This window comes from Stenotrophomonas sp. YJH_SMC_4 (genome assembly GCF_059371575.1).
In genome coordinates this window covers 146138-170796 of the sequence record NZ_JCAFUR010000005.1, presented here as the reverse complement: position 1 = coordinate 170796, position 24659 = coordinate 146138, and the positions used below count along the sequence as shown (strand labels likewise).

The 24659-nt window shown below is 67.3% G+C and carries 24 protein-coding genes; 8 read left to right on the top strand and 16 right to left on the bottom strand.

Features of this window, described 5'->3' with window-relative positions:
- Position 1: 1 nt before the first annotated feature.
- Both pgaC and pgaD read left to right on the top strand, forming a co-directional pair.
- Complete coding sequence (pgaC, locus tag AC5P9F_RS10580) at positions 2 to 1258, top strand: poly-beta-1,6-N-acetyl-D-glucosamine synthase (RefSeq protein WP_049395393.1); 1257 nt, start codon at positions 2 to 4, stop codon at positions 1256 to 1258.
- Positions 1255 to 1725 carry a poly-beta-1,6-N-acetyl-D-glucosamine biosynthesis protein PgaD gene (gene pgaD / locus AC5P9F_RS10575; RefSeq protein ID WP_005410359.1) on the top strand — a complete coding sequence of 157 codons (471 nt, stop codon included), beginning with the start codon at positions 1255 to 1257 and terminating at the stop codon, positions 1723 to 1725. Before pgaC ends, pgaD begins: the two co-directional genes overlap by 4 nt.
- A gap of 135 nt (positions 1726 to 1860) precedes the next feature.
- Here the strand turns inward: pgaD and AC5P9F_RS10570 are convergent, their stop codons facing one another.
- The 11 genes from AC5P9F_RS10570 to AC5P9F_RS10520 form a co-directional block, all read right to left on the bottom strand.
- Positions 1861 to 3132 (bottom strand): glutamate-5-semialdehyde dehydrogenase, encoded by a 1272-nt coding sequence (locus AC5P9F_RS10570; protein WP_099497580.1) that lies wholly within the window; start codon positions 3130 to 3132, stop codon positions 1861 to 1863.
- The gene (gene proB, locus AC5P9F_RS10565) at positions 3129 to 4286 is read right to left on the bottom strand and encodes a glutamate 5-kinase (RefSeq protein ID WP_024958393.1); all 1158 of its coding nucleotides are present in this window, start codon (positions 4284 to 4286) and stop codon (positions 3129 to 3131) included. The genes AC5P9F_RS10570 and proB overlap by 4 nt, the downstream gene beginning before the upstream one ends.
- 11 nt (positions 4287 to 4297) lie before the next feature.
- Positions 4298 to 4561 carry a YciI family protein gene (locus AC5P9F_RS10560; RefSeq protein WP_005414003.1) on the bottom strand — a complete coding sequence of 88 codons (264 nt, stop codon included), beginning with the start codon at positions 4559 to 4561 and terminating at the stop codon, positions 4298 to 4300.
- Entirely contained in the window at positions 4561 to 5856 is a 1296-nt protein-coding gene (argH, locus tag AC5P9F_RS10555; protein WP_049460530.1) for an argininosuccinate lyase, read from the bottom strand. The genes AC5P9F_RS10560 and argH overlap by 1 nt, the downstream gene beginning before the upstream one ends.
- 20 nt (positions 5857 to 5876) lie before the next feature.
- A complete protein-coding gene (gene argC, locus AC5P9F_RS10550) occupies positions 5877 to 6830 on the bottom strand; it encodes an N-acetyl-gamma-glutamyl-phosphate reductase (RefSeq protein WP_005414005.1) in 954 nt (317 codons plus the stop codon).
- Positions 6827 to 7429, bottom strand: coding sequence for a GNAT family N-acetyltransferase (locus AC5P9F_RS10545; protein ID WP_065183461.1), 603 nt, complete (start codon positions 7427 to 7429; stop codon positions 6827 to 6829). The genes argC and AC5P9F_RS10545 overlap by 4 nt, the downstream gene beginning before the upstream one ends.
- Positions 7430 to 7432: 3 nt before the next feature.
- Positions 7433 to 8761, bottom strand: a complete 1329-nt coding sequence (locus tag AC5P9F_RS10540; RefSeq protein WP_005410366.1) for an acetylglutamate kinase — start codon at positions 8759 to 8761, stop codon at positions 7433 to 7435.
- A gap of 25 nt (positions 8762 to 8786) precedes the next feature.
- The gene (locus tag AC5P9F_RS10535) at positions 8787 to 9875 is read right to left on the bottom strand and encodes an acetylornithine deacetylase (RefSeq protein ID WP_059034828.1); all 1089 of its coding nucleotides are present in this window, start codon (positions 9873 to 9875) and stop codon (positions 8787 to 8789) included.
- 151 nt (positions 9876 to 10026) lie between these two features.
- Positions 10027 to 11223, bottom strand: a complete 1197-nt coding sequence (locus tag AC5P9F_RS10530; RefSeq protein WP_005410368.1) for an argininosuccinate synthase — start codon at positions 11221 to 11223, stop codon at positions 10027 to 10029.
- A 119-nt stretch (positions 11224 to 11342) separates the two neighbouring features.
- A complete protein-coding gene (locus tag AC5P9F_RS10525) occupies positions 11343 to 12353 on the bottom strand; it encodes an N-acetylornithine carbamoyltransferase (protein WP_005410369.1) in 1011 nt (336 codons plus the stop codon).
- A gap of 334 nt (positions 12354 to 12687) precedes the next feature.
- Positions 12688 to 13251, bottom strand: a complete 564-nt coding sequence (locus AC5P9F_RS10520; protein WP_024958440.1) for a glycine zipper 2TM domain-containing protein — start codon at positions 13249 to 13251, stop codon at positions 12688 to 12690.
- A 187-nt stretch (positions 13252 to 13438) separates the two neighbouring features.
- On the opposite strand from AC5P9F_RS10520, the gene cysS reads away from it, so the two are divergent.
- Genes cysS through AC5P9F_RS10505 form a run of 3 tightly spaced genes read left to right on the top strand, consistent with a single transcriptional unit; the run spans position 13439 to position 16566 of the window.
- The gene (gene cysS, locus AC5P9F_RS10515) at positions 13439 to 14815 is read left to right on the top strand and encodes a cysteine--tRNA ligase (protein ID WP_005414013.1); all 1377 of its coding nucleotides are present in this window, start codon (positions 13439 to 13441) and stop codon (positions 14813 to 14815) included.
- A 54-nt stretch (positions 14816 to 14869) separates the two neighbouring features.
- Positions 14870 to 15322 (top strand): SufE family protein, encoded by a 453-nt coding sequence (locus AC5P9F_RS10510; protein ID WP_005410372.1) that lies wholly within the window; start codon positions 14870 to 14872, stop codon positions 15320 to 15322.
- Complete coding sequence (locus AC5P9F_RS10505) at positions 15319 to 16566, top strand: MFS transporter (protein ID WP_043035352.1); 1248 nt, start codon at positions 15319 to 15321, stop codon at positions 16564 to 16566. The genes AC5P9F_RS10510 and AC5P9F_RS10505 overlap by 4 nt, the downstream gene beginning before the upstream one ends.
- Positions 16567 to 16962: 396 nt before the next feature.
- Here the strand turns inward: AC5P9F_RS10505 and dksA are convergent, their stop codons facing one another.
- Positions 16963 to 18192, bottom strand: coding sequence for an RNA polymerase-binding protein DksA (dksA, locus tag AC5P9F_RS10500; protein ID WP_060380332.1), 1230 nt, complete (start codon positions 18190 to 18192; stop codon positions 16963 to 16965).
- Positions 18193 to 18464: 272 nt separating this feature from the next.
- On the opposite strand from dksA, the gene yidD reads away from it, so the two are divergent.
- From yidD to AC5P9F_RS10485, 3 genes are read left to right on the top strand one after another with little or no spacing between them, the layout of a single operon-like run.
- Complete coding sequence (yidD, locus tag AC5P9F_RS10495; RefSeq protein ID WP_005414016.1) at positions 18465 to 18719, top strand: membrane protein insertion efficiency factor YidD; 255 nt, start codon at positions 18465 to 18467, stop codon at positions 18717 to 18719.
- Position 18720: 1 nt separating this feature from the next.
- A complete protein-coding gene (locus AC5P9F_RS10490; protein ID WP_099490348.1) occupies positions 18721 to 20067 on the top strand; it encodes a dihydroorotase in 1347 nt (448 codons plus the stop codon).
- On the top strand, positions 20067 to 20915 hold the full coding sequence (locus tag AC5P9F_RS10485; RefSeq protein WP_005414018.1) for a M23 family metallopeptidase: 849 nt from the start codon (positions 20067 to 20069) through the stop codon (positions 20913 to 20915). The genes AC5P9F_RS10490 and AC5P9F_RS10485 overlap by 1 nt, the downstream gene beginning before the upstream one ends.
- Positions 20916 to 21020: 105 nt before the next feature.
- On the opposite strand, the gene AC5P9F_RS10480 is transcribed toward AC5P9F_RS10485, so the two are convergent.
- The 4 genes from AC5P9F_RS10480 to AC5P9F_RS10465 are packed head-to-tail and all read right to left on the bottom strand — an operon-like array spanning position 21021 to position 24514.
- Positions 21021 to 21725 (bottom strand): squalene/phytoene synthase family protein, encoded by a 705-nt coding sequence (locus AC5P9F_RS10480; RefSeq protein WP_099484821.1) that lies wholly within the window; start codon positions 21723 to 21725, stop codon positions 21021 to 21023.
- A gap of 11 nt (positions 21726 to 21736) precedes the next feature.
- Positions 21737 to 22432: a phosphoglycolate phosphatase gene (locus AC5P9F_RS10475; RefSeq protein WP_005414020.1), complete on the bottom strand. Its 696-nt coding sequence runs from the start codon at positions 22430 to 22432 to the stop codon at positions 21737 to 21739.
- The gene (gene ubiG / locus AC5P9F_RS10470; RefSeq protein ID WP_005410379.1) at positions 22429 to 23145 is read right to left on the bottom strand and encodes a bifunctional 2-polyprenyl-6-hydroxyphenol methylase/3-demethylubiquinol 3-O-methyltransferase UbiG; all 717 of its coding nucleotides are present in this window, start codon (positions 23143 to 23145) and stop codon (positions 22429 to 22431) included. The genes AC5P9F_RS10475 and ubiG overlap by 4 nt, the downstream gene beginning before the upstream one ends.
- Positions 23146 to 23170: 25 nt before the next feature.
- A complete protein-coding gene (locus tag AC5P9F_RS10465) occupies positions 23171 to 24514 on the bottom strand; it encodes a TRZ/ATZ family hydrolase (RefSeq protein WP_062607452.1) in 1344 nt (447 codons plus the stop codon).
- Positions 24515 to 24659 lie beyond the last annotated feature (145 nt).

Below are 24659 nucleotides of genomic sequence, written 5' to 3'. Positions count from 1 at the left end.
CATGGACATGCACCCGCTGCTGCAGGTCCTGTTCCAGTTCGCCTTCTACTACCCGATGGTGATGGCGTTCTTCTGGATGTCGGGCGGCCTGTATTACTACTTCCGGCGCGAACGCCATTCGCGCCCACGCAACGACCCGCCGCTGATGGTCGATCCACCGTTCGCGAGCGTGTTGATTCCCTGCCACAACGAGTCCGCGAACCTCGACGACACACTCGGCGCGGCGCTGGCACAGCGCTATCCGGCCGACTACGAGGTGATCGCCATCGACGATGGCAGCAGTGATGACACCGGCGCCCGGCTCGACGTGCTGGCGGCGAAGCATCCGCGGCTGCGCGTGCTGCACCTGGACCGCAACCTCGGCAAGGCCAACGCGCTGCGCATGGGTGCGCTGGCGGCCCGCTCGGAGTACCTGGTGTGCATCGATGGCGATGCCATGCTGGAGGAACACGCCCTGCACTGGATGGTCTGGCACCTGGTCAGCGGCAACCGCGTCGGTGCGGTCACCGGCAACCCGCGCATCCGCAACCGTTCCACCCTGCTTGGACGCCTGCAGGTGGCCGAATTCTCCTCGATCATCGGCATGATCAAGCGCGCGCAGCGCGTGTACGGGCGCATCTTCACCATCTCCGGAGTGATCGCAGGCTTTCGCCGCACCGCCCTGCACCAGGTCGGCTGGTGGTCGGACGACATGGTGACCGAGGACATCGACATCAGCTGGCGCCTGCAGCGTGCGCATTGGGACATCCGCTACGAACCCAACGCGCTGTGCTTCATCCTGATGCCGGAAACGCTGAAGGGTCTGTGGCGGCAACGGCTGCGCTGGGCGCAGGGTGGCGTGGAAGTGATGCTGCGGCATGCGCGTTCACTGCTGCACTGGAAGGAACGGCGCATGTGGGGCGTACTGCTGGAGTACGTGCTGAGCGTGATCTGGGCCTACACCATGTTGTTCATCGTGGTGCTGTGGGTGCTGGGCAAGCTCATCGACGTACCGCCGCAGCTGTACATCGCCAGCCTGCTGCCGCAATGGCATGGCGTGATCCTGGCCCTGGTCTGCCTGATGCAGTTCGCCAGCAGCCTGATCATCGACCGTCGTTACGAAACACAGATTGGACGCAACTACTTCTGGGTCATCTGGTACCCGATGGCGTACTGGCTGATCAGTCTTTCCACCACCCTGGTGGCGTTGCCGAAGACCCTGCTGCGCCGTCGCAGCAAGCGCGCCACCTGGACCAGTCCCGATCGGGGGATCCGATGAACGCACAACGCCCGTCCAACCGCTTCGACTCGCGGATGATTCGCAAGCCGCATCGCCAACCACGCTTCCAGCGCACCGCCTGGGGCTTCGTCACCCTCGCGTTCTGGGGGTTCTACTTCTACCTGTGGGCACCGTTGGTGACCCTGTTCTCGTGGCTGATCGGCGGCCAGCTGGCCTGGCAGCAGCTGTACGAACGGCAAAGCCAGTTCGACCCCTATGTGCTGGTGGCACTGCCGCTGATGCTGCTGTGTGCCAGCGTGCTGCTGATCGGCTGGGCCGAGTACAACCGCGCGCGCTTCCGTGGCCACGAGCGACGCCTGCCGCGACCGCTGGCCAGCCTCAATGAAGTCGCGGCCGATCTGGGTGCCAGCACCGGCCTTGCCGAGCGCCTGCTGGGCTGCAAGGCCGCCACGCTGCACATGGACGATCACGCGCGGCCGATCGGTATCCGCCGCGAGGTGGTGTGACGCCCCGGTAGTCGCCGACCCGGGTCGGCGCTTGCTTGGGTAGCTGCCGACCCTGGTCGGCGCTTGGGCCTGGTGGGCGCCGACCTTGGTCGGCACCGGGGTCTACCGCGAAGGGCATCCGCGCATCGCGTGGATCTACTTGCGCGTCTGCCCTTCACCGCGCACGACGAATCGTTCGACGGTGAGTGCTTCCAGGCCCATTGGGCCGTACGCATGCAGGCGCGTGGTGGAAATGCCGATCTCGCTGCCCAGGCCCAGCTGTCCACCGTCGGAGAAGCGCGACGAGGCATTGACCATCACCACCGCCGAGCGCAGTGCGTTGACGAAGCGCTCGGCATGGCCGGCGTCTTCGGTGACGATCACTTCGGTATGGTCGGAGGTATAGGCACGGATATGCGCGATGGCCGCATCGAGGTCGTCGACCACCCGCACGGCCAGCACCAGGTCGAGGAACTCGGCAGCGTAGTCGTCTTCGCTGGCGGCGGTGCTGCCCGGCAGCAGCGGCTGCGCGTTCGTGTCGGCGCGCAGCTCCACGCCACGCTCACCTAGCGCCTGCGCCACGCGCGGCAGGAAGGCTTCGGCCACATCACGATGCACCAGCAGGGTTTCCAGCGAGTTGCAGGCCGACGGACGGCTGCACTTGCCGTCCACCAGAAGGTCGATGGCTTTGCCGAGGTCGGCGCTGGCATCCACGAACAGGTGGCAGACACCCTTGTAGTGCTTGATCACCGGCACCCGCGCATGCTCGGCAACGAAGCGGATCAGGCCTTCGCCGCCGCGCGGAATCGCCAGATCGATCAGTTCATGCAGCTGCAGCAGCTCCAGCATTGCTTCGCGGCGCAGGTCGGTCAGCACGGTCACTGCCGCCGCCGGTACGCCATTGGCCTGCAGGGCGCCGGCCAGCGCCCGGGCGATGGCGGTGTTGGAGTGGATCGCTTCGGAACCACCGCGCAGGATCACGCCATTGCCGGCCTTCAGGCACAGCGCAGCCGCTTCGGCGGTCACGTTCGGGCGCGCCTCGTAGATCATCGCGATCACGCCCAGCGGCACGCGCACCTTCTGCACGCGGATGCCGTTTGGACGCACATCGTCGCGGGTGATCTGGCCGACGGGATCGGGCAGCGCGGCGACCTCACGCACGGCTTCGGCCATCGCGAACAGGCGTGCCGGGTCCAGCGCCAGGCGGTCGAGCATGGCACTGCCAATGCCTTTCTCGCGCGCAGCGGCAAGGTCGCGCGCATTACCGGCCAGGATCAGCCCGGCATTCACTTCCAGCGCCTGGGCCATCGCCAGCAGCAGCGTGCGGCGCGCCGCACTGTCGAGGCCGGCAACGATCTGGGCCGCGTCACGGCAGGCACGCGCCTGCGCTTCGATTTCGCTCATCGGGGAGTCCTTCAAACCGGTCATGGCAGCACCAGATCGTCGCGATGGACGACACTGCCACCGTAGTTGTAGCCCAGCACGGCCTCGATGTCGCGCGAATGGCGGCCGGCGATCCGGCGCACATCATCGGCCGCGTACTGGCTGACACCGCGCGCCACGCAGACGCGGCCCTGTGGCGCGTTCCAGCACACCTGCACCATGTCGCCACGGCGGAACATGCCCTCCGCGCCGGTGATGCCGCCGGGCAGCAGCGAGGCGCCCTTCTCGCGCATCGCCTGCGCAGCGCCGGCATCGATCACGATCGCACCCTCGACCAGCGGCGCGTGCCGCAGCCAGTGCTTGCGGGCCGCCTCACGGCTGCGCGCGGCGTGGATACGGGTACCGAACAGGCGGTCCTGGGCCAGCGCGCGTACCACGTCACCGCTGCGGCCATTGAACAGATAGGTTTCGATGCCGAGACGACCCGCCTTCGCTGCCGCTTCCAGCTTGGTCCGCATGCCGCCGGTACCGGCGCGCGAGCCGGCGCCGCCGGCCATCGCCAGCACCTCGTCACTCAGTTCCGGCACGTCGTGCAGCGGCCGCGCGTCGGCCACGGTGCGCGGGTCGGCGCTGTACAGTCCGTCGATATCGGTGGCGATGAACAGCGCATCGGCATCGACCAACGCCGCCACCGTCGCCGCCAGGTTGTCGTTGTCGCCAAGCTTGAGCTCGTCCACCGACACGGTGTCGTTCTCGTTGACCACCGGCAACGCGCCCAGCCGCAGCAGTTCGTTGAGCGTGGCGCGGGCGTTGAGGTAGCGGCGGCGGTTGCGCAGGTCGTCATGGGTCAGCAGCACCTGCGCCACCGGGCGCTCGAAGAAGCGCTGCCAGAGCCCGATCAGCTGGGCCTGGCCGAGCGCAGCCAGCGCCTGCCGCGCCGCCATCGCCGCGCCAGGTTCATCGGCCCGCGGCAGGATCGCGCGCCCGGCAGCGACCGCGCCGGAAGACACGATCACCACCTCGCGCCCGGCCAGGACATTGGCCGAGACGAACTGCGCCAGGCCCAGCGCGTGGCGTGGTGACAGGCCGCCGCCATCGGCTGCCAGCAGGCTGCTGCCGACCTTCAGCACCGCACGCCGCCATGGCGGCAGCGCTTGTTCGGGGAACGGCGAGGCGACGTTGGCAGCGTGCTGGATCATCGGTCAGTGTCTCAGCGGGTGTTCCATTCGTGCACGGTCAGCTCGGAGGCCTGCATCGTCACCAGCGGATCGGTGGCGACGATGGCCTGCGCCTGCGCCAGGCTGTCCACGTTGCACAGCACATAGGCGCCACCACTGCCGTCGGCGAAACCACCAGTCAGCTGCAGCTTGCCCTGCGCCTGCAACGCATCGAGGAAATCGCGGTGCGGCTGCACCGCTGCATCGTTGAAGTCCGGCCGGCGCATCGCCATCACCAGGTAGACAGTGCCCGCCATCAGGACAGCGCCTGCCAGCGCGCGCGCAGTTCGTCCAGGCGCAGGTCGGCGGCCGAACCCGGCGACACGCGCGCGGCGAGGCTGCCTTCCGGGGTACGCCCCTGCCCTGCACTGTCGGCACCGGCCGCAGCGGCCTTGTAAGCCTCACGGAACGGCACGCCGGCCACGGCCGCTTCCACCGCCACGTCGGTGGCATACATGCCCGAATCGATGGCCGAACGCAGCTTGTCGTCACGCCATTCCAGGTTGGCCAGCAGCGCCGGCAGCAGCTCCAGCGCGGCCAGGCCACGGCCGAAGCCGTGGAAGATGGCACCCTTGGACGACTGCAGGTCGCGGTGGTAGCCCGACGGCAGCGACAGCAGCTGCTCGATCTCGGTGCGCGCTGCGGCGACGCTGGCGTGGGTCGCACGCATCAGCTCGATCACGTCCGGGTTGCGCTTGTTGGGCATGATCGAACTGCCGGTGGTGTACTGCGCCGGCAGCGCGACGAAGCCGAACTCGGCGCTGGTGAACAGCGACAGGTCCCAGGCGATGCGGCGCAGGTCCAGCGTGGCACCACCGAGCGCTTCCAGCGCGGCCAGCTCGAATTTGCCGCGCGACAGCTGTGCGTAGATCGGCGAGATCTGCATGCGCGCAAAACCGAGCGCAGCCGTGGTGTGCTCGCGGTCCAGCGGCAGGTTCACGCCGTAGCCGGCAGCCGTGCCCAGTGGATTGGCATCGACCAGCGCATGGGTGTCACGCGCGCGGATGGCATTGTCGATGAAGGCCTCGGCCCAGCCCGCCCACCACATGCCGGCCGAGGACACTACGGCGCGCTGGATGTGGGTGTAGCCGGGAATCGGCAGGTCCTTCTCGGCCTGTGCGCGGTCCAGCGCGACCTTGGCCACTTCGGCGCTGAGCTGTGCCACGCGCTGCAGCTTCTCCTTCAGCCACAGGCGGGTGGCGACCAGGATCTGGTCGTTGCGGCTGCGGCCGGTGTGGATCTTGCGGCCGGCATCGCCGAGGCGTTCGGTCAGGCGGGCTTCGATCGCCGAGTGGCCATCCTCATACTGGGTATCGAGCACGAAGCGGCCTTCGCGGAAGTCCTGCGCCAGCACCTCCAGTTCGCGCAGCAGGCCGTCCAGCTCGTCGGCACTGAGGATGCCGATGTGCTGCAGGCCTTGTGCATGTGCGGCGCTGGCGGCGATGTCATGCAGGAAGAACTCGCGGTCGAGGATCACGTCGTCGCCGGCGAGGAAGGTCTGGATCTGGGCGTCGACAGCGACGCCGGGCTTCTGCCAAAGAAGGTCTGCCATGGGGGCTCCGGAAGGCGTGTTCAGTGCGGGATGGACATCAGTTCATCGATGCCCAGCGCGAGGTTGAGGTTCTGCATGGCCTGGGTGGCTGCGCCCTTGAGCAGGTTGTCCAGGGTCGCCACCACGACGACCCGCTTGCCGCCCGGCGCGAGCGTGAAGCCACCGACCTGGGCACCGTGTCGGCCGGCGATGCGGCTGACCCACGGCGCTTCATCCACCACGTCGATCAGGGGTTCGCCGGCATAGGCCTGCTGGAAGCGCTCGACGATCTGTTCGCGGGTCTGCACGCGGTTCAGCCACAGGTTGGCGGTAAGCGTGATGCCCCGGAAATGCGGCGCGACATGTGGCATGAATTCAACAGCCACGCCCAGCTGCACCGACACCTCGCGCTCGTGCACGTGGTTGGTCAGCGCGTAGGGCATCAGGTTGTCGGCCAGCAGTTCGACGTTGTTCTTGTCCGACGGCGTGGTACCGGCGCCGGAGTAGCCGGAGACACCGAAGCACTGCGGCGGACCGGCCAGCAGGTCCAGCAGCGGATGCACCGCCAGCTGCATCGCCGTGGCATAGCAGCCCGGGTTGCTGATGTGCTTCTGGCCGTTGTAGCGGCCGCGGGTCAGCTCCGGCAGGCCGTAGTACCAGCTGTTGTCGAAGCGATAGTCGGCCGAGAGATCGACGATGACGGTGTCCGGCTTCGCCGCTTCCAGCGCAGCCACGAACGGTGCGGCCAGGCCATTGGGCAGGGCCAGGATCACTGCGTCCACACCCTTGGCCGCCACCGCGTCGGCGTCCAGGTTCTCGTACTGCAGATCGCCCTGGAATTCCGGGTGATGGTCGGACAGGCGCTGCCCGGCGCGCTCGCGCGAGGAGACGAAAGCCAGTTCCAGCCGCGGATGGGCGGCCACCAGCTTGATCAGCTCGGCGCCGGTATGGCCGCGGGCACCGACGATGCCAAGGGTAAAGGTCGAATCGTTCATGCGTGACTGTCCAGGCGGAACTGCAGGTGGCGCTTCACGCCCTGCCATTCCGCATCGATGATGGAGAAGATGACGGTGTCGCGCGGCGTGCCGTCGGCATGCCGCTTGTGGTTGCGCAGCACGCCGTCCTGCTTGGCGCCGAGGCGGGCGATGGCAGTGCGCGAGGTGGCGTTGAACCAGCTGGTTTCCAGCACCACGCTGATACAGCCCAGCGTTTCGAAGGCGTGCTGCAGCAGCAACAGCTTGGCTTCGGTGTTGGCGCCGGTACGCTGCACGCGCGGCGCATACCAGGTGTAGCCGAGGCTGAGTTTCGGCACACCGGCATCCATGTCATAGAAACGGGTACTGCCAACGATTCCGCCAGCCGCATCACGGATCACGAACGGCAGCACCTTGCCTTCGCTCTGCGCCTGCAGCGCGGCCCGCACATAGGTCTCGGCCTGTTCCGGCGACGGCACCTGGGTGTACCAGAGCTGGTCCAGGCCGCTGCCTTCAAGCGCATCGCGCAGGCCGGGCACGTGTTCCATCTGCAGCGGCTGCAGGGTTACGTGCTGGCCGCGCAGGGTAGGAACCGTGTTCCAGGCATCGAGGTTGCTCATTGCTCAGCCCTGCAGGCTCGGGGTGCGCTGCGCGCAATGATCGACATAGGTCTTGATCCGGTCGATGCCATCGGCACCGAACCAGAATACCTTCCAGTGGTCCTGCTTGTAGCAGCCGTCGGATTCGGCGTAGTAGAAGTGATTGATCGGGTTGCCATGGCGCGAGCGCCAGAACAGCTGCGGCGTCTCTTCCAGCATCACGTTCCAGACCGCACGGCCCAGACCCTCGCCCTGCGCGTCGTCGAGCACGGCGAACTTGTCCAGGTACACGCCCTCTGCCTCGTCGGTGAGGATGACCGCGGTGCGGTAGTTCTCGCTGACGTAGGCACGCAACAGCTTGGTCTTCTCGAAATAGTCCGGCACCAGCGCGCGGCCGAAGCTGGATTCGATCAGGCCCTTCAGGCGCGGCAGGTCCAGTTCGTTCCAGGCGGTGGCGCGCAGCACCTTTTCACCCTTGCGCACCAGCGTGCCCGAACCCTTGTGGGTGAACAGTTCCTTGGCCAGGTCGGCCGGGCGCGTGATCGACACCGACGATTCCAGCGGCAGGCGGTCGAGCAGATCCTTGATCTGTTCGATCTTCACCTTCATGCCGCCGTGGATCCACGGCTGCGCGATCAGGTGGTCGTACTCGGTGGACAGGTTGATCGAATCGATCACGTTGCCCGCCTCGTCCAGCAGGCCGCCCGTGCCGGTCAGGAAGATGATCTTGTACGGCTGCAATTCCTGCACCAGCTCGTTGGCGGCGAAGTCGGCGTTGACGTTGAGGATCTGGCCGCCGGCGGTCTCGCCCAGGCTGGTGATGACCGGGATCGAGCCAGCGCGCAGGCTGGCCTCGATCGGTGCCAGGTTGACCTTCTTCACCTCGCCGACCAGGCCGTAGGTATCCACATCCAGGTACTCGGCCTCGAACACGCCGCCGGTGATCGAGGTGGCGCGCGCGCCGTTCTGCTGCAGCGCCTCGACCAGCCGCAGGTTGGACTGCTGGAACACCCGGCGCACGATCGCCAGCGCTTCCGGCGAGGTCACGCGCAGGCCGTTCACGGTCTGCTTCTCGATGCCGGCGGCCGACAGTTCGGCATCCAGCTGCGGGCCGGCGCCGTGCAGCACGATCGGGGTCAGCCCGACTTCCTGCAGGAACGACAGCGAAGAGGTCAGCGCGTCGAGGTCGTCGCGCAGCACCGCGCCGCCGACCTTGACCACGGCGAAGCGCTTGGCATCCAGCTGCGAGAAGCGCTTGAGGTACTGGCTGATCTCCTTCGCGCTGGCCATGCTGGAAAGCAGGCGCACGATGGTCTGGCGGGTCTGGCGATGGGGCTGGAGGGCAGGAGACATTTCGGTTTCGTCGGAAAGGGAAGAATCAGGCGCCGGCGGCGATGATGCGGTGCACGGCGTCGGTGTAGCGCTGCAACTGCTCCAGCGTCACGAACTCATCGGCGGTGTGGGCCTGGGCGATGTCACCCGGGCCGAACACCAGCGCGGTGTAACCACCGGCCGAGAACAGCGAGGCCTCGGTCCAGAAGTCCACCGCGTTGCCGATCGGCAGTTCCAGCGCATCGGCCACGTCACGTGCCAGCAGGCGGCGGTTTTCGGCTTCGGCGATGTCGCCGGCCGGCAGGCTGGGGCCACGGAAGGTTTCGGTGAATACCGCCGCTTCCGGCTCGGCGAAACCGGCGAAGGTGGCCAGCAACGCGTCGATGTTCATCGACGGCAGCGGCCGGAAGCCGAAGCGCACTTCGGCAGCGGGCGCGATCATGTTGGCCTTGATCCCGCCTTCGACGCGGCCAATGTTGAAGCGCAGGCCCGTCAGCCCACCGAAGCGCGCCGAAGCCAGTGATTCCACATGGTCCAGCGCGCGGTTGCCCCAGCGCATCGCCTGGTGCAGCGCGCTGGCAGCCGCATCCTGCTTGCCCGAGGCGTGCCCTGCACGACCGGCGAACTGCATCAGCACCGAGCTGATGCCGCGATGCGCCAGCACCGCTTCGCTCATGGTCGGCTCGGCCACCAACACCGCTTCGTACGGAATGCCGCGGGCCAGGAACGCGGCGATGCAGCGCGGATCGTTGGCTTCTTCATCGCTGGAGAACAGGAACGCGGCATCACCATCGCTGGCATTGGCCGCAGCCACCAGTGCAGCGGCCGCGCCCTTGATGTCACACACGCCCAGGCCGACCACGCGGTCGTCCAGGCGCCGCATCACATGCGGGTCGGCACTCCAGTGCGGCGAGTCCGGCACCGTATCCAGGTGCACGTTGAACAGGTACTTCGGCGTACCACGCACGGCGTACAGGCTGACCGCGCCCGCGCCATGGTCGATCACCTCGACGTTGAAGCCGGGCAGGTTCGCGCGCAGGTAATCGAAGATGCCACCGGTGGTGATCGCACGCGGCGGGTTGCGGGTGTCGAAAGACACCAGGGCCTGCAGGTGATCGAGCGTCTGTTCAAGCATGTGTCTGAATATCCGTAGGGTTCGAAATCGGTAGTGCCGGCCGCTGGCCGGCTCCGCAATGATCCAGCCGTGCCACGAGCCGGCCAGCGGCCGGCACTACCCTCCATCGACGTTGCGAGGCGCCGGCCAGCGGCCGGCACCCCGTCACAGGTCAACCACGATTGACCTGCGCATAGACAGTGGAGCTCATGCCGAACAGCTTGATGAAGCCTTCGGCCTCCTCCACGCCCCAGTCGGCCGACTGCGCGTAGGTGGCACCCTTGGTGTTGAGCAGGTGCGGCGACTTCACCGCCACTGCATCGACGCGGCCACCGCGGGTTTCCAGCACCACTTCACCGTTGACCTTGGCCTGCGAGGACTTCAGGAAAGCTTCGATGTCGGTCTTCAGCGGATCGTGGTAGAAGCCTTCGTACACCAGCTCCACCCACTTGCGCGCCACGTCTGGCTTGAAGCGGTTCTGCTGCTTGGTCAGCACCGCATCTTCCAGCGCGCGGTGTGCGGCCAGCAGCGAAACCAGGCCCGGGGCCTCGAACACGATGCGGCCCTTCAGGCCGATCACGGTGTCGCCGGTGTAGACGCCGCGACCGACGCCGTACGGGGCGAACAGCTTGTTGAGCTGGGCCAGGATCTGGTCGCCCGGCAGCGCCTTGCCGTTCAGTTCAACGGCTTCGCCTTCAACGAACTTCAGGGTGACGGTCAGCGCCTGCTCCGGCCACTCGCTGCGCGGTGCGCACCAGCCACGGGCGCCCTCGCCCGGGGCTTCCCAACGGTCGATCTCGCCGCCGGACATCGTCAGGCCCAGCAGGTTCTCGTTGATGGTGTAGGCCTGCTGCTTGGCGCGCACGCCGAAGCCGCGCTCTTCCAGGTACTTCTGCTCGTAGGCGCGGGTCTGGGTGTGTTCCTTCTGGATCTCGCGGATCGGCGCGATGATCTGGTAGTCACCCAGCGCCTTCACGGCCAGGTCGAAGCGGACCTGGTCGTTGCCCATGCCGGTGCAGCCGTGGGCGATGATGTTGGTGCCCAGTTCGGCGGCACGCTTCAGCGCGGCATCGACGATCAGGTAGCGGTCCGAGACCAGCAGCGGGTACTGGCCCTGGTAGCCTTCGCCGGCCCACACGAACGGCTTGACGAAGCCTTCCCAGATGGCCGGGCCACCGTTGACGGTGACGTGGCTGGTCACGCCCAGTTCGGCGGCGCGCTTTTCGATGAAATCGCGCTCTTCATCATCCACGCCGCCGGTGTCGGCGAACACGGTGTGCACGTTGTAGCCGCGCTCCTGCAGGTACGGCACGCAGAAGCTGGTATCCAGGCCGCCGGAGAAGGCGAGAACGACGTCTTTGTTGCTCATGGGAGTCAGGTCCACTTGGGGGATGGGAATTCGGTAGAGCCGACTGTTGGTCGGCTGGAATGTTGGATGCGCCGCTGCGGGAGCAGCCGACCAACGGTCGGCGCTACCCCTTGTTCGATCTAGCGCCCGGCAACCGCCGCCATGATCGCCTTCTGCACGTGCAGGCGGTTCTCGGCTTCGTTGATGGCGATGCACTGCGGCGAATCCATCACCGCGTCGGTGGCCTTCACGTTCCGGCGCAGCGGCAGGCAGTGGCTGAACACACCGTTGTTGGTCAGTGCCATCTTCCGCTCGTCCACGATGAAGTGCTTGAACTGGTCGCGGATCGGCTTCTCCGGCTCCCAGTTGCCGAAGAACGGCAGCGCGCCCCAGCTCTTGGCGTAGACCACGTCGGCGCCGGCGTAGGCGCTGTCGATGTCATGGCTGATCTTCAGCGAACCGCCGCTCTCGGCCACGTTCTGCTCGGCCCAGCCCATGTAGCGATCGTCGAGAATGTAGTCGGCGGTCGGGCACAGCAGGGTCACGTCCATGCCCATGCGGGTGGCGATGGTCAGTGCCGAGTTGGCCACGGCGGTGTTCAGCGGCTTGGGGTGGTAGGTCCAGGTCAGCACATACTTCTTGCCACGCAGGTCCTGGGTGCCGAAGTGCTCCTGCAGGGCCATGACGTGGGCCAGTTCCTGGCACGGGTGGGTGATGGTCTCCATGTTGATGACCGGCACCGGCGAATACTTGGCGAAGCTGTTGAGGACGATGTCCTGGCGGTCGTAGGCCCAGTCGATGAACTTGGGGAACGCACGCACGGCGATGATGTCGCAGTAACGGCCCAGCACCTTGGCCACTTCCGCAATGTGCTCCTCGGTATCGCCGTCCATCACCGTGCCGAGGTTGAACTCGATCGGCCACGCATCCTTGCCCGGCTGCAGCACCACCGCGTGGGCGCCGAGCTGGAACGCGCCCAGTTCGAAGCTGGTGCGGGTGCGCATGGAGGGGTTGAAGAACACCAGCGCGATCGACTTGCCCTTGAGCTGGTCGCCGAGCTTGTTGCGCTTGAACAGCGCGGCCTGGGTCAGCAGCGCGTCAAGATCGCTGCGGCTCCAGTCCTGGGTGTTCAGGAAGTGCTTGGGGGACATCATCTTTCCTTGCGTGGCGGCGCCGGGTTCGACGCGGTGGAAGGGAAAAGCAGGAAGCAAAGGTGGATCGAAAAGGTTGCAGTTGCAGCTTTCAGCACATGCATTTTTGAAGCGCGGAAACGAAAAAACCCAGCCGGCGGGCTGGGTTTTTTTCGGACGAACAGCAGAAAGCTCCGGTTACCCAGCGAGGATGTGGGGTTCCGGTCGACGCGCACGCGAGGTCATGCCCGACGCCTGTCGGGCTGCGCTGCTGTCGTGCTGGAAGTCGGTGAGCTTCATGGCCGCCAATCTTTGCATGCGGCCGGGGCCGACGCAAGGGGCCGGGGTCGCAGAATCAGGGATTACCGGCGGCGCCCTGCTCGGGGCCGACCCAGGGGGTGATCGAAACCCGGATCTTCAGCCGGTTGCCGGGGTCTTCCGGCAGGCGCGACCGGTACTTGGTGCCCTTGTAGACGTAATCCACGTCATAGGCGATCGGCCGGCGGAATTCACGCCCGACCGGCACGATGCGGCAGTCGCGGGTCAGCATCGGGCCGTTGTTGGCCGGTGCCGGGGCAGGCGTCTCGGCGGCGGTCTCCTCGGAGACCTCTTCATCGCTGCGCTTGAACATCGAGCGCACCGAGTCCCAGAAGCGGCTGATCCGGCCCTTGTCCTCGACCGGCTCTTCACCGGTGACGTTGACCGGGGCCAGGGTGCGGGTCGAGATCGGCTCGCAATGCTCCTCGGTGCGGGTCGCGCGCAGGGTCTGGAACACCGGCTCGACGTTCAGCACCTGCGCATAGTCGAACTTCACGTTCTCGACGATCACCACCCGGTTGCGCGGCTCGGCCTCCTGCGCCTGGGCCACGGCGGCCGTCGCCGACAGGCAGGCCAGGGTCAGCAACGCGGTGGATTTCAGTGGCGACGGGAGCAAGGACACGGCAATAGTGTAGGCAGTGACGAGCGCAAGGGGCTGAACATTACCCGTCCACGCCGCTCCTGCCCACCCCACCTTGGGTGGAGCCGGCGTCCACCGGTGGCAATCGGCGCCCCAAAGCGGGCCGACACGTTCTAAAATCACAGGCTTGTCCCCCAGCCACAGCCCCATGACCCTGCGCCTGCACAACAACCTGACTCGCCAGCTCGAACCGTTCACCCCGCTCGATCCGGCCTGTCCGACCCTGTATGTGTGCGGCCCCACGGTCTACAACTACGTGCACATCGGCAACGCCCGTGGCCCGGTGGTGTTCGGGGTGCTGGCCGATCTGCTGCGGCGGCGTTTCGGTGGCCTGCGCTACGCGCGCAACATCACCGACGTGGACGACAAGATCAACACCGCTGCACGCGAGCAGGGGGTGCCGATCAGCACCATCACCGACAGGTTCGCCGCCGCCTACCGTGAAGACATGGCCGCGCTGGGCGTGGTGCCGCCGGACATCGAGCCGGAAGTGACTGCGCACATGCCGCAGATCATCACCATGATCGAGCAGCTGATCGCCAATGGTCATGCCTATGCCGCCGAAGGCCATGTGCTGTTCGCGGTGGCCAGCTTCGACGGCTACGGCAAGCTCTCGCGACGCGATCCGGAAGAGATGCTGGCCGGCGCCCGCGTCGATGTCGCCCCCTACAAGCGTGATCCGGGCGATTTCGTGCTGTGGAAGCCGTCCAGCGACGACCTGCCCGGCTGGGAATCGCCCTGGGGCCGCGGCCGCCCGGGCTGGCACATCGAATGCTCGGCGATGGCGGCCGCCCATCTGGGCGAGACCATCGACATCCATGCCGGCGGTGTCGACCTGCAGTTCCCGCACCACGAGAACGAGATCGCGCAGAGCGAATGCGCGCATGGCGGCAGGATCTTTGCCCGCTACTGGCTGCACAACGGCATGCTCAACTTCGGCGGCGCCAAGATGAGCAAGTCGCTGGGCAACATCGAGCGCGTACACGACCTGGTGCGCCAGCATCCGCCGGAAGCGCTGCGTCTGGCCCTGCTGTCGGCCCATTACCGGCAGCCGCTGGACTGGTCCGATGGCCTGATCGAGCAGTCGGTGCGCACCCTGGACCGCCTGTACGGCACGCTGCGCGAGCTGGCGTCGATCGAAGCCAGCGCGGTGATCCCGGCCAGCGTCGAGGCGACCCTGGATGACGACCTGAACACCCCGCAGGCGCTGGCCGAAGTGGCCCGCATCGCCGCCGATGCACGCCGCGCCACCGACCCGGCCGAACAGGCACGGCTGAAGGGCGAGCTGCTCGGCGCCGGCCTGGCGCTGGGCCTGCTGCAGGCCGATCCGGCGCAGTGGTTCGGTACCGCTGCGGGCGACGGCGGCGACGATGCCCGCATCCAGGGCCTGATCGACGAGCGTGCTGCGGCCAAGAAAGCGCGTGATTTCGCCCGTTCCGATGCCATCCGCGACCAGCTGGCCGCCGAAGGCATCGTGCTGGAAGACACCCCGCAGGGCGTGCGCTGGTCGCGCAAGCGCGGCTGACCTGCCCTGCCCCGTGGCCGGCCCGCCGGCCACGCCCCCACTGTAGAGACTGTTGTGACCGACTCCCCGTTCCCGCTTGAACCTACCGCCGCCGAGGCCCAGACCGCCATCGCCGAGGAATTCGGCTTCTTCGGCGACTGGTCCGAGCGCTACCAGTACCTGATCGACCTCGGCCGCAAGCTGCCCGCCTTCCCGGACGAATGGAAGACCGAAGAGCACCGCCTGCTCGGCTGCCAGTCGATGGTCTGGATCGTGCCGGAAGGCAACGCGCAGTCGCTGCGCTTCCATGCCATCAGTGATTCGGCCATCGTTTCCGGACTGATCTTCCTGGCCCTGCGCGTGTACTCCGGGCGCTCGGCACAGGAAATCCTGGACACCGAGCCCAGCTACATCCAGGACATCGGCCTGGCCCGTCACCTCTCCCCCACCCGCAGCAACGGCGTGGCGGCGATGCTGGCCTTCATCCGCGAGACCGCGCAGGCCCAGCTGCAGCGCGACCCGTCGTGAGCGAGCCTGCCACAGCCGAAGACACCGCGCTGGGCCTGCTGTCCCGGCCCGGTTTCGCCAAGCTGCTGGCCTACCGCATCTTCGCGATGCTGTCCTACCAGGTGGTGGCGGTCACCGTCGGCTGGCACATCTACGAAGTCACCCGCAATCCGTTCTCGCTGGGCCTGGTCGGCCTGGCCGAGGTGCTGCCGTTCTTCTGCGTGGCGCCGTTCGCCGGCTATCTGGTCGACCACCTGCCGCGCCGTCGGCTGGGCATGGTCGCCTGTTCCGGGCTGATCGCCACGGCGCTGGTGCTGACCGGCGTTGCGACGGGTTGGCTGCCGTTCGAGGGCGTGTGGCCCATCTATGCGGCCATCGCCCTGACCGGCATGGTCCGTGCGTTTCTTTCGCCCATCTACAACGCACTGTTCGCCCGCGTGCTGGCCCGCGATCAGTTCGCGCGCGGCGCCGGCCTCGGCGCGGTGGTGTTCCAGGCCGGCATGGTGGCCGGCCCGGCGCTGGGCGGCGTGCTGGTCGGCTTCGGCGGCAAGGGCCTGTCCTACGCGGTGGCTACGGCCTTTGCCCTGGTGGCGATGGCCTGCCTGGCCACGCTGAAAGTGGAGGAGCCGATGCACACCGGTCCGGCCGCGCCGATCTTCAAGAGCATCGCCGAAGGCGCGCGATTCGTGGTCGGCAACCGGATCATGGTCGGCGCGATGGCGCTGGACATGTTCTCGGTGCTGCTGGGCGGCGTGGTGGCGATGCTGCCGGCCTTCCTGCACGAAATCCTGCACCACGGCCCCGAAGGCCTGGGCATACTGCGCGCGATGCCGGCGCTCGGTTCGGTGTGCGTGGGCCTGTGGCTGGCCCGCCACCCGCTGCACCGCAATGCCGGCCGCGTGTTGCTGTTCGCGGTGGCGGGGTTCGGCCTGTGCGTGATCGGCTTCGGCCTGTCGCAGCACTTCTGGCTGTCGGCGCTGATCCTGCTGTTCTATGGGGCCTTCGATGGCGTTTCGGTGGTGATCCGCTCGACCATCCTGCAGTTGGCCACGCCGGAAGAAATGCGCGGACGGGTGTCGTCGATCAACGGCATCTTCATCAGTTCGTCCAACGAGCTGGGCGCGTTCTATGCCGGCACGATGGCCCGTCTGCTGGGGCTGGTGCCTGCAGTGGTGCTGGGTGGGTTTGCGGTGCTGAGCGTGGCCGGGATCACCGCGTGGAAGAACCCGACGCTGCGGAAACTGAATTTGCGTGATCTGCAGTAGCGTCGGCTCGTCGTTTCCGCGACAGCCGCTTTACGTGCGCCGACGCATTGGTAGCGCCGGGCCATGCCCGGCGGCCCTTTTCCGCGACCGCGGCGGGGTGTCACTTTCTTTTCGCGAAAAGAAAGTAACCAAAGAAACGCTCCGCCATCCGCGAGCCGGCGCTGCGCGCCGGTGCCCTGTGCTCCTCGGTGAATCAGGGGACGGCGCCGAACTCGCTGCGCTCAAACAGCGGCGCCTCTTCGCCCCCGATTCCCCTGCGGTGCTCGGCTCGCTACAAGGCGGACCCAAGTCAACGGCCACAACTGCCCGTGCCAGCCACGGTCGCTTACCAACGATCCCCCAACAAAAAACCCAGCCGAAGCCGGGTTTTCTGCATGACCATACAACGAGCGGGAATCAGTCGCCCTGCTGCTTCTGCAGGTGCTCCCAACGCTCTTGGGCGTCGATGGTGCGTTCGGCGGTGAGGCGCGCTTCCAGGCGCTCCAGGCCGATTTCCTCGCCGGTGTCGACGCAGTAACCGTAGTCGCCCGCTTCCAGGCGCTTCAGGGTGCTGTCGATCTTGCCGATCAGCTTGCGATAGCGGTCGCGGGTACGCAGTTCCAGCGAGTTCTCGGTCTCGCGGGTCGCACGCTCGGCTTCGTCGCCGATGTCACGCACTTCCTCGCGCAGGTTCTCGATGGTCTGCTTGGACTCTTCCACCAGGTCCGCGCGCCAGTTCTGCAGGCGCTGGCGGAAGTACTCCTGCTGCAGCGGGCTCATGTATTCCTCTTCCGAGGACGGCTTGTAGCCAGCCGGCAGGATCGGGCGGCCGGTGGCCTCGTCGGTCTTGTACTCGACCACCTTGTACTTGCTGCGCGGGGCCGGTGCCGCCGAGCGGGCGGCGACGGCCACGGCAACCTTGCCGACAGGGCGCGACACGGTCTTCGGGGCGGAATCGGATTTCACGGCGGTTTTGGCAGGCGATTTCGAAACGGGCACGGGATTCTTGGATTGCGGGGCCTTCGAGGCGGCAGGAGCGGCGGCCGGGGCCGGCTTGGAGGCCGGTTGGGCTGCTGCCACTGCCACGGTCTTGGCCGGGACAGGCTTGGCCGGAGCCGGCTTGGCAGCAGGCTTCGGTGCGGACTTCACTACTGGGGCCGGGGTCGGCTTTACGGCCGGCGCGGCAACATTCTTGGCAACCTTCTTTACAGCGGCAGGCGTGGCGACCGGCTTGGCCGCAGCGACCTTCTTTACTGCGGGCTTGGCGACCGGCTTGGCTGCAGCCTTCTTCACCACCGCCTTCGGCGCCGGCTTGGTTGCTGCCTTCTTCGCCACTGGCTTGGCGGCAGCCTTCTTCACCGGCGCGGCCTTGCTGGCGGCCTTCTTCACCACCGGCGCCTTCTTGCTGGCAGCGGCAGGCTTGGCCTTGGCGGGCGCAGCAGCCTTCTTCGCCACCGGCTTGGTTGCCTTGACCGGCGTTTTCTTTGCGGTGGCCTTCCTGGCCGCCGGTTGCGAGGACGCTGCCTTGGTCGCCGGCTTGCTGGCCGGTTTCCTGGCAACGGGCTTTGCCGCCAACTTCTTCACAACAGGCTTGGCGGTTTTCTTGGCGGCCGTTGCGGCCTTCTTTGCAGTTTTTTTAGCAGCCACGAAACGCTCTTCCTTGGATTCCCCGGGGCCCGGGAAAGCGGGCCTTTATAGCCTACCCGACCCGCAGCAGCAACCTCGGCACCCTGCTCCATTCAGTCCTGGAGTCAAGGCGCCCTTGGAGGCAGTCCGACGAACACGGACCGCCTTGCGCGGTACGGAACCTGGCCAGCACCCGCAGGTGCTGGTACCGGTCGCAGGCCATCGGCGACATGCGACCAACGGCCCATCCTGCACAAATGCGGCCTTCATGCCAACTGGCATAAGATGACTGGGTGATCTCGCGCCTGCTCATTGCCCTGCTGCGCTTCTACAAGCGCTTCATCAGCCCCTTGCTGGGGCCACGCTGCCGTTTCGTGCCGAGCTGTTCTGAATACGCGATGGAAGCCATCTCGCGGCACGGCCCGCTGCGCGGCAGCTGGCTGGCTGCACGCCGGCTCGGTCGCTGCCACCCGTTCCATCCCGGCGGCTTCGACCCCGTGCCCGAGTCTCCCAACGCCCCCTCTTGCCGTTGCACAGGAAAACACTGACATGTCCTCCACCCTCATCACCAACGCCCGGATGGTCAACGAAGGCCGCACCTTCGACGGCGACCTGCGCATCGAGAACGGCCGCATCGCGCAGATCGGCAGCGGGCTGGCGCCGCGCGACGGCGAACAGGTGGTGGATGCGGCCGGACGCTGGCTGCTGCCCGGCATGATCGATGACCAGGTGCACTTCCGCGAACCGGGCCTGACCCACAAGGGCGACATCGCCAGCGAATCGGCCGCGGCCGTGGCCGGTGGCCTGACCAGCTTCATGGACATGCCCAACACCAACCCGCCGACGCTGGATTCGACCATCCTGGAAGCCAAGTACGAGCTCGCGCGCGGCCGCGCCTGGGCCAACTATGGCTTCTACCACGGCGCCAGCAATGACAACCTCGACGCGATCCGTGCCCTGGATCCGAAGAAGGCCCCGGGCGTGAAGGTGTTCATGGGTGCTTCGACCGGCAACATGCTGGTGGACAACCCGGAAACGCTGGATGCGATCTTCCGCGAATGCCCGACCCCGATCATCACGCACTGCGAAGACACGCCGATGATCGATGCCAACCTGAAGGCCTTCCAGGAAAAGTACGGCGATGCGCTGACCCCTGACATGCATCCGGACATCCGTTCGCGCGAGGCCTGCATCAAGTCGACCCGGCTGGCGATGTCGCTGGCGCGCAAGCACGGCACCCGCCTGCATGTGCTGCACATCTCCACCGCCGACGAGCTGGCGCTGTTCGAGAAGGGCCCGCTGATCCGCGCCGACGGCAGCCGCAAGCAGATCACCGCCGAGACCTGCGTGCACTTCCTGCACTTCGCGCGCCCGGACTATGCGACCAAGGGCAACCTGATCAAGTGCAACCCGGCCATCAAGGAAGTGTCCGACCGCGAGGCGATCACCGCTGCGCTGGCCGACGACGTGCTGGACGTGCTGGCCACCGACCACGCGCCGCACACCTGGGAAGAGAAGCAGAAGCCGTACGTGCAGGCACCGTCGGGCCTGCCGCTGGTGCAGTACGCGCTGGTGGCCGCGCTGGAGCGCGTGCACGAAGGCAAGCTGACCCGCGAACAGGTGGTGCAGAAATTCGCCCACGCGCCGGCACAGTTGTTCGACGTGGAAGAACGCGGCTTCCTGCGCGAAGGCTACTTCGCCGACCTGGTGCTTGTGGAAGACGTGCCGTTCACCGTCAAGCGCGAGGACGTGCTGTCCAAGTGCGGCTGGTCGCCGTTCGAAGGCACGACCTTCCGTTCGCGCGTGGCCTCCACCTGGGTGAACGGCCAGCTGGTGTGGGACGGCAGCAAACTGGTGGGCGAGCCCGCCGGCCAGCGCATGACCTACGACCGCTGATGCGCGCGGCTCTATTTACCGGGGCGCTGCTGCTGGCGGCACCCCTGCTCAGCGTACCGTCGGCTCACGCGCAGGATGCCATCGGCAGCCTGATCGACAGCCGCGTGGTGTTCCCGGCCAGTGCGTCGCAGGGCGCACTGGTGATCGGCAAGGTGCCCGCCGGCAGCCGCGTGCAGTACGCCGGTCGCCAGCTGCGGGTGAGCGGCTACGGCAGCGTGGTGTTCGGCATCGGCCGCGACGAGAAGGGACCATTGCGCGTGCAGGTGCAGCGCCCCGATGGTGGCAGCGAGACCGCGACCATTGCGGTGACGCCGCGCGACTGGCCCACCGAGCGGGTCAACGGCGTGCCGCCGAAGACGGTCAATCCGCCGCCGGCGATTGCCGAGCGGATCAAGCGCGAACAGGCGCAGGTGACCGCCGCGCGTGCTCGCGATGACGACCGCACCGACTTCACCCAGACCTTCATCTGGCCGGTGCAGGGCCGCATCAGCGGTCGCTTCGGCAATGCGCGCGTGTACAACGGGCAGCCCGGTGCCGGTCATTCCGGCATGGACATCGCGGTACCGACCGGCACCCCGGTGAAGGCACCGGCCGCCGGCATCGTCACCTTCGCCGGGCCGGACCTGTACCTGACCGGCGGTACGCTGCTGCTCGACCACGGTTTCGGGGTCAGCTCCAACTTCCTGCACCTGTCGCGCATCGACGTAAAAGTTGGCGACCGTGTGGAACAAGGCCAGGTGATCGCCGCGGTCGGCGCCACCGGCCGTGCCACCGGCCCGCACCTGCATTGGGGCATGAACTGGTTCGATACCCGTATCGATCCGCTGCTGGTGCTGGAACGCAAGTAACGCGCGCAATGCGCTTTGGTGGGTGCCAACCTTGGTCGGCACAACCTCACAGAGCGTGCGGACCAAGGTCCGCAGCCACCAGAAGCAGTCAACAGCGCCGATCGATCAACCGCGCGCGGCCCACCACACGCGCAACAAGGTGCGCACTGGGGTCGCTTCAATCGGCTTGCCTGCGGCCTGCGCGGCAACGCGGGCGCGCGCCAGGCTGGACCACACACGGCGCGGGCGCGGGCCGGGCACGCGCGTGCCCCAGCCCTTCAACAGATGCTGCGCCCAGCGCTGTGCAGCCGTACTGGCATCACCGTCCAGCAAGCTGCGCGGCACACCGGCCACGCCGGCATCCTGCAGGCGCTGGGCCAGGGTCTGCAGCTGCACCGCACGGCCGGCACCGGTGCGCGGCTTGTCCGCGAACAAGGCCGCCTCCACCGCAGCTACGGCCTCGGCGTAGTTGGCCAGCGCACGCTCGGCACCGGCCGCATCCAGTGCGACGGTGCGCGCTTCAACCAGATCCGGCAGCGCCTCGGCCAGCTGCGCCCATGGCGCGCGCACGGGCTCCAGCAGACGGCCCAGTGGATGGCGCGAACGATGCCCGGCCCAGCTGCGCAGCTCCTCGCCCCACCATGCCAGCTTGGCATCGGCCGGCAGCGGATCGCCGCCGGTATTGAGCATGTCGTCGAACTCCTGCAGCAGCGCGAACCACGCCACGGCAAGCTCGCGTTGTGATTCGGCCACGAACGGGGCGGCCACCGACCATTCCGGCCAACGGCTGCGCCACTTGTCGAGGAAACTGTCCAGCGCGGTACTGCTCACTACGTGATTCCTTACGGCTGGGCCGGGGCTGCCGGCCGGGTCGGCCAGAGACTGGCCAGTTGCAGAAGTTCGGCGTTCTCGACCAGCACGTCGGCCTGCCAGGCCAGCGGGTCGTCGCTGTGCAGGCGGTAGCCCCACAGCGCCGCCACCGACGGCATGGCGGCAGCGCGTGCGGCGATGATGTCGCGCTCGTCGTCACCCACGTACACGCAGTCTTCGGCGGCAATGCCAATGGCCTGCGCAGCGTACAGCAGCGGCAGCGGGTGCGGCTTGCGTTCGGCCAGGCTGTCACCGCCGACCAGCACCGCGCAGCGCTGCTGCCAGCCATGCTGCGGCAGGATCAGGCGCGCCAGGTACTCGGGTTTGTTGGTGACGATGCCCCACACCGTACCGGCCTCATCCAGCGCGGCAAGCATGCCGGCCACGCCGTCGAACAGCACTGCGTGCTGGCCGATCAACGCTTCATAGCGCTGCAGGAATTCCGGGATCAGTGCATCGCGCGCAGCGGCATCCAGGTCCGGGAACGCGGCCGAGACCATCGCCCGCGAGCCCTTCGACACCACCGGGCGCAGTGCGGCCGGATCGATGGGTGCACGACCACGTTCGGCCAGCATCGCGTTGCAGGTGGCGACGAAGTCCGGCGCGCTGTCCAGCAACGTGCCATCCAGGTCGAACAGCACCGCACGCGGGAAGCGGGCGGAGGTCATGCCGGCTTGACCGCGTAGGCCAGGTAGTTGATGTCGGTGCGGCTGCTCAGGCGGGCGTGGTTGCGCCACGGCTCGTAGGCCATGCCGCTGACGTCCACCAGCTGCATGTCGGCCTCGCGCAGCCAGCGCGCCAGCTCGGCCGGCTTGATGAATTCCTGGTAGTGGTGCGTGCCCTTGGGCAGCAGCCGCGCCACGTACTCGGCACCGACAATCGCCACTGCGAAGGCGGCAGCGGTGCGGTTGATGGTCGACAGGAACAGGTGGCCGCCCGGCTTCAGCAGGCGCTTGCAGGCCTCGATGATCGCGCCCGGGTCCGGCACGTGCTCCAGCATTTCCATGCAGGTCACCACATCGAAGCTGCCCGGCTGCTCGGCGGCCAGGTCCTCGGCGGCCTGCACCCGGTAATCGACCTTGGCGCCGCTTTCCAGCGCATGCAGGCGCGCGACCTTGACCAGCTCCGGGGCCAGGTCGATGGCGGTGACGTCGGCGCCGGCCTGGGCCAGCGCTTCGCTCAACAGGCCGCCACCGCAACCGATGTCGAGTACGCGTGCGCCGCGCAGCGGAACGCGGTCGGCCACGTATTTCAGGCGCACCGGGTTCAGCGCATGCAGCGGCTTCTGCGGGCCGTCAGCGTCCCACCAGCGGTTGGCCAGCGCGGCGAACTTGTCCAGCTCGGCCTGATCGAAATTGGAGGAAGCGTGGGGGGCAGTCATGAGGGAGTCCTTGCGGCGCCGGGGTTCAGGCGCGGATATGACGGATGCGCTCGCGCCACTGGCGCGCGTTGGCGATGATGCCCGGCAGGTCCATGCCGACCAGCTCGCGCTGCACCAGCTTCGGCTTGCCGGCGATCCAGACGTCGCTGACCTGCTGGCGGCCGGTGGCGTACACCAGTTGCGACAGCACGTTGTGCAGCGGCTGGGTTTCCAGTGCGGACAGGTCGACGCAGACCAGGTCGGCCTGCTTGCCGACTTCGATCGAACCGATGCGCTCGCCGAAGCCCAGCGCGCGGGCACCGCCCAGGGTGGACGCGCGCAGCGTGGTTGCCGCGTCCAGCGCGGTGGCGTCATCGGCCACGGCCTTGGCCAGAATCGCCGCGGTGCGGTTCTCGCTGAACATGTCCAGGTCGTTGTTGCTGGCGCAGCCGTCGGTGCCGATCGCCAGGTTCACGCCGGCGCGCTGCAGGGCGCAGGCCGGGCAGAAACCGGAGGCGAGCTTCAGGTTCGATTCCGGGCAATGCACCACGCTGACGCCACGCTCGGCGCACAGGTGGATTTCCGCATCGGTCAGCTGGGTCATGTGCACCGCGATCAGGCGGTCGTTGACCAGGCCGAGGCGATCCAGCCGCGCCAGCGGGCGCTGGCCGTGCAGCTTGATCGAATCGTTGATCTCCTGCGCGGTCTCGTGGGTGTGCAGGTGCACCTGCATGTCGAGCTGGTCGGACAGCATCCGCACCCGCTCGAAGTTGGCATCGTTGACCGTATACGGCGCATGCGGCGCGAACGCGGTGCCGATCAGCGGATCGGTGCGCCACTGGTCATGCAGTTCACCGGCCTTGGCGAAGTACTCGTCGTCGGTCTTGGCCCAGGCGGTGGGGAAATCGATGATGACCGCGCCGACCAGCGCGCGGAAACCATGCTTCTTGTAGACGGCGGCCTGCACATCGCCGAAGAAGTAGTTCTCGTTGGCGCAGGTGGTGCCGCCGCGCAGCATCTCGGCGATGGCCAGGGTGGTGCCGTCGGCGACGAATTCGGGGCCGATCACCGCCGCTTCCACCGGCCAGATGTGCTGCTGCAGCCAGGTCATCAGCGGCAGGTCGTCGGCGACGCCGCGCAGCAGGGTCATCGGGTTGTGCGTGTGCGCATTGACCAGGCCCGGCATCAGCGCCGCCTCGGGGCGGCTGACCACCTGGGTGGCGCGGAACCGTGCGCGCGCCTCGGCACGCGACAGGATGGCCACGATCTCGCTGCCACGCACGGCAACGGCATGGTCTTCCAGCACCACCGCATGCGGCTCGATCGGAACGACGTAACCGGCTTCGATGAGCAGGTCGCAGGCTTCGGGGAGGTGCGGGCTATCGCTCATGCGGGCTCACTGGCTGGGGGGCGGCGAGATACTTCTGGGGGACACGCCCCTGAGTCAGGGGCTGCCGCGAAGCGGCGGGGTCTGGAGACCCGTGAAGCGGGGCCCATGATCTGCCGAAGCAGATCATGGGAGCGCCAGCGCGAAC

Bases quoted from the DNA above. Each gene is read 5' to 3' on its own strand.
- AC5P9F_RS10540 (WP_005410366.1), bottom strand. From the start codon at position 8,761: ATGTCTCCTGCCCTCCAGCCCCATCGCCAGACCCGCCAGACCATCGTG.
- AC5P9F_RS10485 (WP_005414018.1), top strand. From the start codon at position 20,067: ATGCGCGCGGCTCTATTTACCGGGGCGCTGCTGCTGGCGGCACCCCTG.
- AC5P9F_RS10465 (WP_062607452.1), bottom strand. From the start codon at position 24,514: ATGAGCGATAGCCCGCACCTCCCCGAAGCCTGCGACCTGCTCATCGAA.
- pgaC (WP_049395393.1), top strand. From the start codon at position 2: ATGGACATGCACCCGCTGCTGCAGGTCCTGTTCCAGTTCGCCTTCTAC.
- pgaD (WP_005410359.1), top strand. From the start codon at position 1,255: ATGAACGCACAACGCCCGTCCAACCGCTTCGACTCGCGGATGATTCGC.
- AC5P9F_RS10525 (WP_005410369.1), bottom strand. From the start codon at position 12,353: ATGTCCCCCAAGCACTTCCTGAACACCCAGGACTGGAGCCGCAGCGAT.
- proB (WP_024958393.1), bottom strand. From the start codon at position 4,286: ATGATCCAGCACGCTGCCAACGTCGCCTCGCCGTTCCCCGAACAAGCG.
- AC5P9F_RS10560 (WP_005414003.1), bottom strand. From the start codon at position 4,561: ATGGCGGGCACTGTCTACCTGGTGATGGCGATGCGCCGGCCGGACTTC.
- ubiG (WP_005410379.1), bottom strand. From the start codon at position 23,145: ATGACTGCCCCCCACGCTTCCTCCAATTTCGATCAGGCCGAGCTGGAC.
- argH (WP_049460530.1), bottom strand. From the start codon at position 5,856: ATGGCAGACCTTCTTTGGCAGAAGCCCGGCGTCGCTGTCGACGCCCAG.
- AC5P9F_RS10570 (WP_099497580.1), bottom strand. From the start codon at position 3,132: ATGACCGGTTTGAAGGACTCCCCGATGAGCGAAATCGAAGCGCAGGCG.
- AC5P9F_RS10490 (WP_099490348.1), top strand. From the start codon at position 18,721: ATGTCCTCCACCCTCATCACCAACGCCCGGATGGTCAACGAAGGCCGC.
- AC5P9F_RS10535 (WP_059034828.1), bottom strand. From the start codon at position 9,875: ATGCTTGAACAGACGCTCGATCACCTGCAGGCCCTGGTGTCTTTCGAC.
- AC5P9F_RS10545 (WP_065183461.1), bottom strand. From the start codon at position 7,429: ATGAGCAACCTCGATGCCTGGAACACGGTTCCTACCCTGCGCGGCCAG.
- argC (WP_005414005.1), bottom strand. From the start codon at position 6,830: ATGAACGATTCGACCTTTACCCTTGGCATCGTCGGTGCCCGCGGCCAT.
- AC5P9F_RS10530 (WP_005410368.1), bottom strand. From the start codon at position 11,223: ATGAGCAACAAAGACGTCGTTCTCGCCTTCTCCGGCGGCCTGGATACC.
- AC5P9F_RS10475 (WP_005414020.1), bottom strand. From the start codon at position 22,432: ATGACCTCCGCCCGCTTCCCGCGTGCGGTGCTGTTCGACCTGGATGGC.
- cysS (WP_005414013.1), top strand. From the start codon at position 13,439: ATGACCCTGCGCCTGCACAACAACCTGACTCGCCAGCTCGAACCGTTC.